Raw genomic sequence first — 12688 nt, forward strand, 5'->3', positions numbered from 1 at the left:
TTTAATTTTTATGGAAAGGGAAAGTGTTATGTGTTATTACCATTTTAGGAGGTTGTTTGTTGCCTTTTTAGAATGAAGGTGGTAACTATTGCTACAACAGGACAGAAGTGGTCTAAGATTTTATTATTTCCTTGGCTGGTGGTTGCGGGAGCGATAGTAGTGGCATCCTTTTTACGAATGACTTTATGGTATTAATGGTTTAGAGACTTTGGTTAAGCACGATTATTTATTGGCCAGTTGTAAATACACTCGTAAAAAGATATAACGGATAGCGCGGTTTTTATTTTTCTTAAAAACCCGCCCGAAATAATAATTTCAAATTTATGTTATTTTAGATGGTTTAATTCAGTTTCTGGAGCCACTTCGTAAGGTGTTTTGTTATACTCAAAAATACGGGCTGTTAAGTTTCCTTTTAGAGTGATGGAGTTTCTGGATACTGCTAGCCAACTGCCTTCGCGTAGGCCGATGACTGGATTGGTATTAAAATTATGGAATTCTTTTATACGTGTTTCTCTAGTTTCTCCCATGTGTGTACTATTTGGTTCAGGGTCTAAATAGTGAGGGTTTATGTTAAATGGAACCAAGGCTAAAGCGTTAAAACTTGGGGGGTAGATTATAGGCATATCGTTGGTGTTTTTTATGGTAAGTCCGCAAATATTACTGCCTGCACTCGTGCCTAAATATGGTGTGCCTGTTTTTATAGCGGTTTGCAACGGTTTTATGAGGTTGTTTTTGTATAACTGATTGGTGAGTACAAAGGTGTTTCCACCGCCAACAAAAATGGCTTCTGCTTGTTTTATGGCTTCAACAGGGTTTTGGTGTGTATGAATACCGGTTACTGTTTTGTTAATTTTTAAGAATGCTTTTTCAACAGTTTTTGTATAAGTATCGTGACTTATACCTCCTGGCCGTGCGTATGGAATAAAAAGTATTGTTTCGGCGTTTTTGAAAAATTCGTTTAAATAATCTAATATGTATTCTAAATATCCGGATCCGTGTACCGTTGATGTGCTGGCAATAGTTATTTGTTGCATGAAGTATGATTTAGAAAGTAAAGCTAAATAATTTTATGTTTTGAACGTAATATTTTATGTTTTACTTGAATTATTATTGTTTATAATGTACTTTTAGTAAAAAAGAGATATGAAAAATAATTTATTTTTTCTGGTTTGTTTAATAAGCTCTTTAGCTTTTTCGCAAGATTTTCAACGTTATAATGTTGATGGAAAAATTATTGTTGAAAGTAGTGAGCTTGGAGGAATTACCGTTTTTAATGCTTCGGCAAATGCGGGGACAATTACCAACGATAATGGTGAATTTACTTTAGCAGTTAGGCTTAATGATGTTATAGAGGTGAGTGCTTTGCAGTTTCAGAATATTAAGTTTACCGTTAATGAGGATATTATGGGATCCAAAAAAATGAAGATTTTTTTAATAATGGAGATTAATAAGTTGGATGAAATTATTTTGTTACCACAAAAATTAACTGGAGATTTGGCCGCAGATATGGAAGAGGCAAAACCGTTTTCGCCTAAATTGGATGCGCTTTATTATGGAATAAAACACAAAGATGAATTTGAGTTTGCTAATGACTACAGTACTAAAACGGTTAATACGGCTATAAATGGGGCGTACTTACCAATGGTTAATGGACTTAATGTAATAAATGTTGTAGACCAGTTGTTATTGCCGTTATTTAGGTCTAAGGTAAAGAATAAAAAAGAAAAAGGAATTCCAGAGGTGCCTATCGAGGCTGTTAAATATTATTTTGGTTCTGAGTTTTTGGTTGATAATTTTAATATTCCGGAGCATCGTGTTGAAGAGTTTATTCAGTTTGTACAAGGTGATAATTTTGATTTCAGCTTGCTTAATGCCGGGAAGGAAATGGCTTTTTTAGAATTGCTTAATGCCAAGAGTATGGCGTTTTTGAAAGGGAAACTTCAGGAATAAAACTGTAGGTTTAACAAAATATTACATGGGTTTTGGGCTTTTTTTAAGAAACTATAAACGTAATTCGTAGTTCTAAAAGGCAAAGTTTGAAGCAAAAATTACTTTATATCTTTTTTTTTACTACCCTTAGTATCTATAGTCAATCTATTGAAATACTTGGGAAGGTTACTGGTATTAGTGACCTTGAAAATATTCATGTTATGAATACTTCTGCACAATCATTTACTATAACCGACAAAAATGGAGAGTTTAAAATTCCCGTAAAATTAAATGATACTTTAATGTTTTCCTCAATTCAATACAAACTAAAAGATATTGTTGTTACCCACCAGATGTTAAATAATCGGGCTGTTTTAGTAAAATTGGACGAGCATATTAATACGTTGGATGAAGTTGTTGTTGGTAGCATATTAACCGGAAATTTGCTTACAGATATTAATAATATGAAAGGAGATGGGCCTATTAATTTTTACGACGTTGGTATTCCTGGGTACACAGGAAAGATTGCAACTCAAAGTGAAAGACGATTAAGTGAAGCTTCGGATTTTAAACCTAGTTTAGGAAGTTCTGGTTTTGGATTGGGGGCATCGGTTGGTTTTACGCCTATAATTAATGCAATTACGGGTAGAACAAAAAAGCTAAAAAACCGGGTTAAGATTGAAGAAAAAACAGCACTCATGGAACGTATAAAAAGCCGATTGAGTAAAGATTTCTTTGCATCGAACCCTTTGGATGAAGACTATAGAATGGATTTTTTCTATTTTTGTTCTGATGATGTTAACTTCTTGAAACGTTGTAAAAATCAGGACGATTTTAAAGTACTTATGTTTTTAAGGATGAAGTATAAAGAATATACGAGTGATAATTAATGGGTAAAGTAACATCTTTTGTTTTTGGAATGCTTTTTGAAGCTTTGAAATAATTACTTTAGCAAAAAAAAGAATTAATGAACCAGTATAAAATAGTTTTACTTCTCGCAGTATTTAGTTTTTTGTCATTCTCTAGTTTTCATAAGTATTACATAGGTGTAACTCAGGTGGAATACGTAAAAAAACAACAATCCGTTCAAATTATTTCTAGAGTTTTTATTGACGATTTAGAGAAGGCACTTCGCTTTAATTATGATGAAGATATAACCTTGGATGAGGATAACGAAACAAACTCAATAAACAGATATCTAGAGCAGTATATTAACGATAACCTTCTAATTTCTGTTAATAAACAACCAAGGATCTTTCAATTTATAGGTAAAGAATATGATGGGGATATCATGCGTTTTTATGTTGAAATACCTGAAGTTAAAACCATTAATTCGTTTAAAGTATCTAATACCATGCTTTTTGAAGTTTGTCCAACGCAGCAAAATATTATAAAAACTAAAATAAATGCCAAGCAGAAAAGCATGATACTAACAATAGATAATACCTCTGCGTTGTTAAATTTTAATTAATTTTAGGTTAATTGACTTCTAGATTTATTATTTTCGAGCGTTTTTAGTTTTAATAAGTTGATTTTTTGAAACGAAAACTAAAAACTTGAAATTTGTTAAATCTATTTACAGCTAAAATGAGAATCTTAAACTATTGCTTCCTGTTTGTTATTTCTATTTCTTCAAGTCTTTTTGCACAACAATCTACCCCAGCTAAACAACAAGGTCATACCGATCAAAATAAGTTTAGGCAAATGAAAGATTTGTTAGCTACTCCAAACGAAACAAGAACTGCTTCTGGAGCTCCAGGATATAAGTACACCCAACAACAGGTTGATTATGTTATGGATATTCGTTTAGACGAAAATACAAGTCAAATTTTTGGTGAAGAAAAAATTACTTACCATAATAATTCTAAAGATTATTTACCGTATTTATGGGTGCAATTGGATCAAAACATGCGTGCTCAAGATTCTAAAACACCAGATATAAAAACAGAAAATTTTGAAACGCCGTTTAATGGGGTTAAAAAATTTACTAAAGATCACCTTGAAAAAAACTTCGAAGGAGGTTTTAATATAGATTATGTAAAAAATAATAATGGCTCCGATTTGTCGTATATGATTAATCAAACCATGATGCGGATTAATTTACCAAAACCATTAGCTCCTGGCGAGGAATTTAAATTTCAAATAAAATGGTGGTACAATATAAATAACCATGTAACTCAAGGTGGTCGCTCTGGTTACGAAGCTTTCCCTGATGGTAATAATACTTATGTTATTGCTCAATTTTATCCAAGATTATGTGTTTATAATAATGTTGAAGGCTGGCAGAATATGCAATTTTGGGGCAGAAGTGAATTTGCTTTAGAGTTTGGAAATTTTGATGTGAAGTTAACCGTACCTGCAGATCATAAAATGGAAGCAACTGGTGATTTGCAAAACCCCAAGGAGGTTTTAACTAAAGAACAAATTAAACGTTTCGAGCAAGCGAAAAAATCGTTTAAAGATCCTGTGTTTATTGTCACGCAAGAAGAAGCCGAAGCCGCAGAAAAACAACGTAGTAATAAATTAAAAACATGGCATTTTAAAGCGGATAATGTTAGAGATTTTGCCTTTGCAACGTCTAGAAAATTTCTTTGGGACGCCATGGCTGTAGATATTAATGGTCGTTCGGTAATGGCTATTTCTTTATATTCTAAAGAAGGAAATCCATTATGGGAAGAACATTCAACGCGAGTTGTTGCCAATACACTAGAAGAATATTCCAAATTAACTTTCGATTATCCTTATAATAAAGCCGTTTCTGTTCATGCAGAAATGGGTATGGAATACCCAATGATTTGTTTTAATTATGGACGTCCAAAGCCTGATGGAACTTATTCTGAAAGATTAAAACGAGGCATGATAGGTGTAATTACACATGAAGTTGGTCATAACTTTTTCCCTATGATTGTAAATAGTGATGAGCGCCAATGGACATGGATGGACGAAGGTTTAAACTCGTTTGTTGAAACATTGGCAGAACTAGATTACGATCCAAATTTTATTACAGGAAACTTACCAAAAGATATTGTGCCATATATGGGAGGCGATCAAAGTAATATTTCTCCAATTATGTCGCAAGGGGATTATGTGCATCAATTTGGACCAAATGCTTACACCAAACCAGCCGCCGCACTATATATGTTGCGCCAAACTATTATGGGACCAGAATTGTTCGATTATGCATTTAGAACCTATTCTCAACGTTGGATGTTTAAACACCCTACACCAGCGGACTTTTTTAGATCAATGGAAGATGCTTCTGCAATGGATTTAGATTGGTTTTGGAGAGGTTGGTTTTATACTACAGATTATACCGATATTGGCATTAAAGGTGTTAAGCAGTTTTATTTAACAGATAAACCAACCGAAAAAGCTATAGAAGATGCTAAGCGTTATAGAATTAATCTAGATGATTATGAGGGCAAATTAATTTATTATGCTCAAGCTGAAAATGGTGTTGTGCCTCAAGATGCTAAGAATGTTTCAGATTTTCCAGAACTTAATTCATACCTAAGTTCTTTGTCTCCTGAAGAAAAAGCGAAGTTAAAAGAAGCTCCAAAATATTTTTATGAAGTAACTTTTGAAAAACCAGGCGGATTAGTAATGCCAATTATTTTAGAAATTAATTATGAAGATGGCTCGAAAGAAAGAAAAACATATCCTGCCGAAATTTGGAGATACAATGAAAATGAAGTATCAAAAGTCTTTAAAACAGAAAAAGCAATAGCCCATTTTGTGGTCGATCCAGATTTAGAAACTGCCGATGTTGATACAACTAATAATACTTGGCCTAAAAAAGAAAATGACACTCCTTTTAATAAATTTAAAGAAAAAGTAAAAGACTGATTAATAGCAATTCAAAATTTTACTATAGCCAACTTGTTAAAGTTGGCTTTTTTTTAAATTTAATTTGCTGTTTTGAGTTAAACAAATTAAAAAATCTTTAATCTAATAAAACAAGTTACTATATTTGTGCTGTGATACAACAAGCAACATTCTTATTTATAAGTGGCGCAGAAATAGGTTTCATACTATTTATAGTCGTGATGGTTTTTGGTGCCGATAAAATACCCGAAATAGCCAGAGGTTTAGGAAAAGGTATGCGCACCTTAAAAGATGCGACCAATGATATAAAGCAAGAAATAACAAAAACTGCCGAAAATAGTGGCATTGATACTAGTATTACTAGTGATATAAAAAAAGAACTAGATCAAGTGAAGGATGATATTGAAGACTTCGCTGGTTCGGTTAAGCGAAAATTATAAGCTTGTACAGTTTATGAGACACTGCCTTATTTCATGATTTAACTATCATAGTTAGCTTTTTTCTTTAGAATACATATCCATACAATAATTTCTACTCAAAATGATGTATATGGGAATATGTAATACCTAGTATTTTATTTGTTTTTTTAGGTTCTATTATACAATTGAGCATGTAATAAAGCCATAATGTACTTATTAAATTGATAAACGTTTTATGGTTTTATTATACCAATTATAATTTCAAATGGTAAAAGATATTATGCTAAAGGTGAATTGTAATAGTCTTAAAAAAAAAAGGAGCCCTATTACGAGCTCCTTTAATTGCTATTAAAAATTCTTATTTAAAAACTTTCGTGTAAGTGGTGGTGTTCATCAATTAGTGGTCCACCTTCTATAATTTGTTCTGAAGCTTGTGCTGAGAATTTTTCAAAGTTTAAGTGGAATGAGTGCGCTAATTGAATAGCTTTTCCAACATAATCACCTTTTTTCAACCAAGTATTCATTGGATCTAAAATTTCAGTTGGTACACCAGGACAGTATTTAGGCATGTGTAATCCAAAAATAAAGTTTTGATCGTAATCTACACCTTCTAACTCACCGTTTAGAATGGCCGTAATCATCGCTCTTGTATATTTTAATTTAATACGAGATCCTACACCGTAAGGTCCAGCACTCCATCCTGTATTTATTAACCAAACGTTAACACCAGCTTCTGTCATTTTTTTACTTAACATTTCTCCGTAAACTGTTGGGTGTAATGGCATAAAAGGTTCACCAAAACAAGCAGAGAAAGATGGTACAGGTTCTGTAATTCCAGCTTCTGTTCCCGCAACTTTAGCAGTATAACCAGAGATAAAGTGGTAAGCCGCTTGACCAGGAGTTAATTTTGATACTGGAGGTAATACACCAAAAGCATCACAAGTTAAAAAGAAGATATTTTTAGGGTTGTTTGCGTAAAGTGTTTCTTGGATATTATCAATATGATAAATAGGGTAGCTTACACGTGTATTTTGAGTAATACTACTATCTAAATAATCTGGCTCTCCATCTTCTTTTATTAAGATGTTTTCAAGTAAAGCACCTGGTTTAACAGCTCTAAAGATGTCTGGTTCTTTTTCTTCAGATAAATCGATAACTTTTGCATAGCATCCACCTTCAAAGTTAAAAATGGTATTATCTGCTGTCCATCCGTGTTCATCATCTCCAATTAGTTTTCTTTCTGGATCGGCTGAAAGAGTTGTTTTTCCTGTTCCAGATAATCCGAAGAAAATAGCCGTGTCACCTTTTTTACCTACGTTAGCAGAGCAGTGCATTGGTAAAACATTTTTTTCTACTGGTAAAACCATGTTCATAGCAGAGAAAATACCTTTTTTAATTTCTCCTGTATAGCCAGAACCTCCTACTAAAGCAATCTTTTTTGTAAAGTTTAAAATAGAGAAGTTTCCTTGACGAATACCATAAGCTTTAGGATCTGGACATTCATAACCCGGAGCGCAAAGTACTAACCAATCTTCAGTAAAGTTTTCTAGTTCGCTTGCACTTGGGCGTAAAAACATATTGAAAACAAACATACTAGACCATGAGTATTCTGTAATTGTTCTAATATTTGTTCTAAATTCTGGTTCTGCACATACATAACCATCTCTTGCATATATTTCTTTTCCAGAAAGGTATTTTGTAATTTCTTTTTCTAATTTATCAAAATTTTCTGGTGATACCGCTTTATTGGTTTTTCCCCACCAAACGCGTTCTGCAGTATAATCATCTTTTACAATAAAGCGATCTTGTGGAGAACGTCCGGTAAATTTACCTGTGTTAATGACTAAAGTTCCATTGGCAGTTTCTTTACCTTGACCTGCTTCTACTGTTATTTTTTGAAGTTCTTCTGGAGATAAATTCCAGTTTACTTTTGCGTTTTCAATACCGTACTGTTTTAAATCAGGATTTGTTTTCATGTCTTCTGTTGTTTTTATTTTACTAATTTTTAAATTTTTAAAATTGCTTATTATTTTATAATAGCCATATTATTGGCGTAAAAATTAATGTTATTAAATCTACTTAAGGTTGTTGATAAAATTAAAAGAATAAAGTAGATCATATATTTATAATTGTTTGTTAGTTTGGCACTTTATATGTGCTTTAATAATTATATGGTAAAATTACAGTAGAACTAGATAAGTAATTATGACGAAAGTCATACTTTAGATTTAGCCTCAATTTTTTCATTATTATTATATTTGCGACATATTATGTATAAAAAATAATTACGAATACGTTTGCGCAATTGTAAGTTTTATGATATTTCTAATTTTTCGTAAGTTATTGTGATTATGTATGTTGAAAAGTGATATAAAAATTAAAACGAAGTTGAAATGAAATTAGACATTCTAGCCTTTGGGGCGCATCCAGACGATGTAGAGTTGGGTTGTGGAGGTACAATAGCGAAAGAAATTGAAAATGGTAAAAAAGTGGGTATTATAGATTTAACCCAAGGAGAATTAGGAACCCGAGGAACCGCTATAACTCGATTTGAGGAAGCAAGTAATGCAGCGAAAATATTGGGTATTTCTATTCGTGAAAACTTAGGCTTTGCCGACGGCTTTTTTGTTAATAATAAAGAGCATCAATTGGAGGTTATAAAAATGATACGTAAGTATAAGCCGGAAATTGTTTTATGTAACGCTTTTGATGATAGACATATTGATCATGGTAAAGGAAGTAAATTAGTTAGTGATGCCTGTTTTTTAAGTGGTCTTATTAAAATTGAAACTGTAGATAATGGAGCTCAGCAAACTGCATGGAGGCCAAAGCAAGTGTACCATTATATACAATGGAAAAGCTTAGAACCAGATTTTGTTGTAGATATCTCTAGTGTTATAGAAAAAAAGCAGGAGGCTGTATTAGCTTATAAAACACAGTTTTACGACCCAGATAGTAAAGCTCCTGTAACACCTATTTCTAGTAAAAATTTTACAGATAGCGTAGTTTACCGCGCACAAGACTTAGGTCGGTTGGTTGGTGTGCCTTATGCAGAAGGTTTTAATGTAGAGCGTTTACCAGCTGTTGGTAGTTTGTTCGATTTAAAGTAGTTACAGCGTTGCTGTAAATTATTTTTAAATTTTTAAATAATTTGTTTAAAAAGTCTTTGTAGATAACGTTTAAATAATATACATTTGCACACGCATTACAAAATGCAAGTTACATGGTGGTTGTAGCTCAGCTGGTTAGAGCATTGGTTTGTGGTACCAAGGGTCGCCGGTTCGAATCCGGTCTTCCACCCAAAAATAAAAGCCTTTCAATTTCTTGAAAGGCTTTTTTTGTGGATTTAAGTGAATCTAATTTTAGTTAAGTTTAATTCGTTCTGCACGATTTGCTATATTCCATGCTGTATAGAATACTAATCGAGCACGAGTTTCTAATAAATCGTATCTAATTTTATCAGGTGTGTCACTTGGTTTATGGTAATCGGCATGTGTACCATTAAAATAGAATATTACAGGAATATTATTTTTAGCAAAGTTGTAATGATCCGATCTGTAATAGAAACGGTTCGGGTCGTTTTCGTCATTATAAGTATAATCGAATTCTATTTTGGTATATTCTTTATTTACAGCTTCCGAGATATCGTGTAATTCTTGACTTAGTTTATCTGCACCAATTAAATAAAGGTAGTTTGGGTTATCTTCATGTTTCGGATCTACGCGACCAATCATATCTATATTTAAATCAGCTACTGTGTTCGCTAAAGGGAAAATAGGATCTACATCGGCATAATACCGAGAACCGTACAGACCAAGTTCTTCACCAGTAACATGTAAAAATAAAATAGAACGTTTTGGACCAAAACCCTTATCGGCAGCTTTTTTAAAAGCTTCAGCAATTTCCATTACTGCAACTGTTCCCGAGCCATCGTCATCAGCACCATTATTAATCTCACCATTTTTGGATATACCAATATGATCTAAATGAGCCGAAACAATGATAATTTCATCTGGTTTTTCAGTCCCTTTAATATAGGCTAAAACATTTTCAGAAGGTTTTATACCATCTTTAAAAAAGGATGCTGGAATCTCTTGAAAATAATCGCCATCAGCAATAGGAGAGGGAATACCATTCGCTGCATATCCCTGCTTTATAAACTCTATAGCTTTCTTTTGGCCAGGTTCACCTGTTCGGCGCCCTTCATACGCATCCGAGGCATAAGTGTAAAGCATATCCTTTAATTCTGATGCCGTTATTGTTTTAGCAAAAGTTTTGGCATTAGCCATAGTTTTTGCTTCGCTTTGAGCGCTACTACAGTTCATTAGTAAGAACATCACTAAACATAGTGGAAGTAATTTTTTCATAAAAATTGATTTTATCTGCTAAGATATTATAAAATTAAAAATCGACACAGCCCAAGCTAAATAATTTAACTTGGGCTGTGCATCTAAAATTTCTTTATTATAAAGAGCAATATTATGCTTTAAATATATTCTTAAAACTCAATATCTTCTAGGTCCGATTCGTTGATTTCCATATCATCTTCAAGAATCTCTAAGTCTTTTTCGTTAATTTCTAACTTTTCAGTTTTGATATTTAATTTAGGATCATTCTCCTCTAAGTGCTCTGTTTGAATATCTAATTCGGAGTCATCAATTTCTAATTCAGCATCATCAAATTCTAAGTCTGTATCATCAATTTCTAAATCTTCTATTTCTAAGCTTTCTAATTCATCTATGGCTTCTGCTTCAGACTCCACTTCTTTAGCTTCAATAATTTCTGTGCTAGCAACTTCAGTTTCTGTAAAAACAGATTTGTAAGTTACAATAGCTAAAGCCGCAATGGTTAATAGAAACGAAAACTGAATTATTTTTTTTACTTCACCAGTCTTTTTAGAGAGATAAAAAGCCACGCCTCCAAAAATAAGCGCTGCCGCCGCAGGAAAAATAGCTAAGTTAGAAATAGGTAATACCGAAAAGATAATAGCAAAAACCGATGCTATTACCGCTAGTATGGTGAATATCTTTTTCATGGGTTATATGTTTTTTGTATTTGGTAATTAAAAATAAGTAAAAAAAAGCCGTTAGTTTTTTAAACCTGTAGCCGATTTAATTTTCAATTCGCCATTTCCAACCGGTATTTTAAATTTACCATAAACCGGAATTTTATTTTCATCGGCGGTTAACCATAAAAAGTTACTCGATCCCTCTAAACCACTGGCACTCCCTGCACCAATAGATAGTTTGTAGCAAACTTTACTACCAATAGCAGTAGAAATGGTTTCTTTACCTAAATAAGTAATCTTACCGTTAAATTCTTTTCTATCAAAAATAATGTTTAAGCTTTTGCTGCTTCCTGTGCTCATGCTAGCATAATCAAACAAACGAATGTAATATAGCGCCGAAACAATATCTTTTGTACCACTATTAATAGAAACCGTTTTGTTTTCTACCCAATTATTCTTTTTAGTTTGTACCGTTTTAACCGTATTAGATTTGTGGCTAAACGTGTATTTCATGGCTTTGTAATAGCCACCCTCGTTAATATCTCGTTTATATAAATAAGGTGTTAAAGTTTTTGGATTTACATAACTTTCATACAAATCTCTAATTTTAAAAAAGTTGTCCCATTTGCTGTAAGTAACAGCAGTGGTTTTTAAGCGCATTAAAGTCGCTTTAGAGGTTTTTACACTAGAGGTTTCCATGGTAACCTGCGCAATATCGGTTAAAATACCCGACATGTTGTACGATGCCGTATAAACTAACTTTTCATTAGGAGCAATCGCATTATTCTGTGCCTGTGTGGCTATTGTAAAAAATAAAGCTATAAATAAGGTTAAACGCATCATACGTAATTTTGTTTTAATGTTATAACGTGGCATAAATCATTTATTGTGCCAAAAATACAACAAGCAAAATATTATAGCACATTTAATTTATAAATTATTAGTGTATCGGACTGTAACAAATTAAAGAAACCACCGTCATATAAATATCAATCAACAAAATAAAATAATCATGAAAAAAGATAAGCAACTCCTTATCCTCACACATTTAAGTCAATTAATTTGTTTGGTAACAGGCTTCGGAAGTTTACTACTCCCGTTAATTTTATGGCTAGTAAATAAAGATAAAGTAGATCAAATGGACGCACACGGAAAAAGCATCATCAACTTTCAACTCAGTTTAATTATTTGGTTTGTCATTTGCGTCCCGCTAATATTATTGTTTGGTTTAGGGCTACTCGGGTTTCTAGTTTTAGGAATTCTGTCTATTATTTTACCCATAGTAAATGCACTAAAAGTAAGCCGTGGCGAAACACCTGCATATCCATTCACACTTCATATTATCTCTTAATTTTATTAGTTATTAATTAGAGATTATAAAACGTTTGCTATTTAAGTGAACGTTTTTTTTGTTTTGGGCGTTACCCTCCGGGTCAGGCTTTCCGTTGCAAGTCCTCGCACCCCGATTACATCAGGGGTGCTGTGGGCTTTCCACTGCAATCCTTAA

Annotated in this window: 12 protein-coding genes and 1 tRNA gene; 8 read left to right on the top strand and 5 right to left on the bottom strand. The window is 32.8% G+C overall.

The annotated features are described in order from the left end of the window. Positions 1–326: 326 nt before the first annotated feature. The gene (pepE, locus tag FQU21_RS13420) at positions 327–1034 is read right to left on the bottom strand and encodes a dipeptidase PepE (protein ID WP_147678526.1); all 708 of its coding nucleotides are present in this window, start codon (positions 1032–1034) and stop codon (positions 327–329) included. Between the two features lie 109 nt (positions 1035–1143). Here pepE and FQU21_RS13425 point away from each other — a divergent pair, with 109 nt between their 5' ends. The 5 genes from FQU21_RS13425 (at position 1144) to FQU21_RS13445 (ending at position 6194) form a co-directional block, all read left to right on the top strand. Next, positions 1144–1950, top strand: coding sequence for a hypothetical protein (locus tag FQU21_RS13425; protein ID WP_147678527.1), 807 nt, complete (start codon positions 1144–1146; stop codon positions 1948–1950). A gap of 86 nt (positions 1951–2036) precedes the next feature. Beyond that, entirely contained in the window at positions 2037–2819 is a 783-nt protein-coding gene (locus FQU21_RS13430) for a carboxypeptidase-like regulatory domain-containing protein (RefSeq protein WP_147678528.1), read from the top strand. A 77-nt stretch (positions 2820–2896) separates the two neighbouring features. Beyond that, positions 2897–3400, top strand: coding sequence for a DUF6702 family protein (locus tag FQU21_RS13435; protein WP_147678529.1), 504 nt, complete (start codon positions 2897–2899; stop codon positions 3398–3400). A gap of 116 nt (positions 3401–3516) precedes the next feature. Next, the gene (locus FQU21_RS13440; protein ID WP_147678530.1) at positions 3517–5775 is read left to right on the top strand and encodes a M1 family metallopeptidase; all 2259 of its coding nucleotides are present in this window, start codon (positions 3517–3519) and stop codon (positions 5773–5775) included. A gap of 131 nt (positions 5776–5906) precedes the next feature. Then, on the top strand, positions 5907–6194 hold the full coding sequence (locus FQU21_RS13445) for a Sec-independent protein translocase subunit TatA/TatB (RefSeq protein ID WP_147678531.1): 288 nt from the start codon (positions 5907–5909) through the stop codon (positions 6192–6194). A gap of 341 nt (positions 6195–6535) precedes the next feature. On the opposite strand, the gene pckA is transcribed toward FQU21_RS13445, so the two are convergent. Continuing rightward, positions 6536–8149 (bottom strand): phosphoenolpyruvate carboxykinase (ATP), encoded by a 1614-nt coding sequence (gene pckA, locus FQU21_RS13450; RefSeq protein ID WP_147678532.1) that lies wholly within the window; start codon positions 8147–8149, stop codon positions 6536–6538. A gap of 417 nt (positions 8150–8566) precedes the next feature. Between pckA and bshB1 the strand changes: the two genes are divergently transcribed. Both bshB1 and FQU21_RS13460 read left to right on the top strand, forming a co-directional pair. Then, on the top strand, positions 8567–9283 hold the full coding sequence (gene bshB1, locus FQU21_RS13455) for a bacillithiol biosynthesis deacetylase BshB1 (RefSeq protein ID WP_147678533.1): 717 nt from the start codon (positions 8567–8569) through the stop codon (positions 9281–9283). Positions 9284–9398: 115 nt separating this feature from the next. Next, positions 9399–9474, top strand: a tRNA-His gene (locus tag FQU21_RS13460). 61 nt (positions 9475–9535) lie between these two features. Here the strand turns inward: FQU21_RS13460 and FQU21_RS13465 are convergent. The 3 genes from FQU21_RS13465 to FQU21_RS13475 all read right to left on the bottom strand — a co-directional run bounded on the left by FQU21_RS13465 (position 9536) and on the right by FQU21_RS13475 (position 12024). Next, positions 9536–10540, bottom strand: coding sequence for a M28 family metallopeptidase (locus FQU21_RS13465; RefSeq protein ID WP_147678534.1), 1005 nt, complete (start codon positions 10538–10540; stop codon positions 9536–9538). 131 nt (positions 10541–10671) lie between these two features. After that, a complete protein-coding gene (locus FQU21_RS13470; protein ID WP_187269385.1) occupies positions 10672–11208 on the bottom strand; it encodes a hypothetical protein in 537 nt (178 codons plus the stop codon). A 51-nt stretch (positions 11209–11259) separates the two neighbouring features. Continuing rightward, on the bottom strand, positions 11260–12024 hold the full coding sequence (locus tag FQU21_RS13475; RefSeq protein WP_147678535.1) for a DUF3108 domain-containing protein: 765 nt from the start codon (positions 12022–12024) through the stop codon (positions 11260–11262). Positions 12025–12193: 169 nt separating this feature from the next. Between FQU21_RS13475 and FQU21_RS13480 the strand changes: the two genes are divergently transcribed. Next, the gene (locus FQU21_RS13480; protein ID WP_147678536.1) at positions 12194–12532 is read left to right on the top strand and encodes a DUF4870 domain-containing protein; all 339 of its coding nucleotides are present in this window, start codon (positions 12194–12196) and stop codon (positions 12530–12532) included. Positions 12533–12688 lie beyond the last annotated feature (156 nt).

This window comes from Algibacter pacificus, assembly GCF_008033385.1.
Taxonomy (GTDB): domain Bacteria; phylum Bacteroidota; class Bacteroidia; order Flavobacteriales; family Flavobacteriaceae; genus Algibacter; species Algibacter pacificus.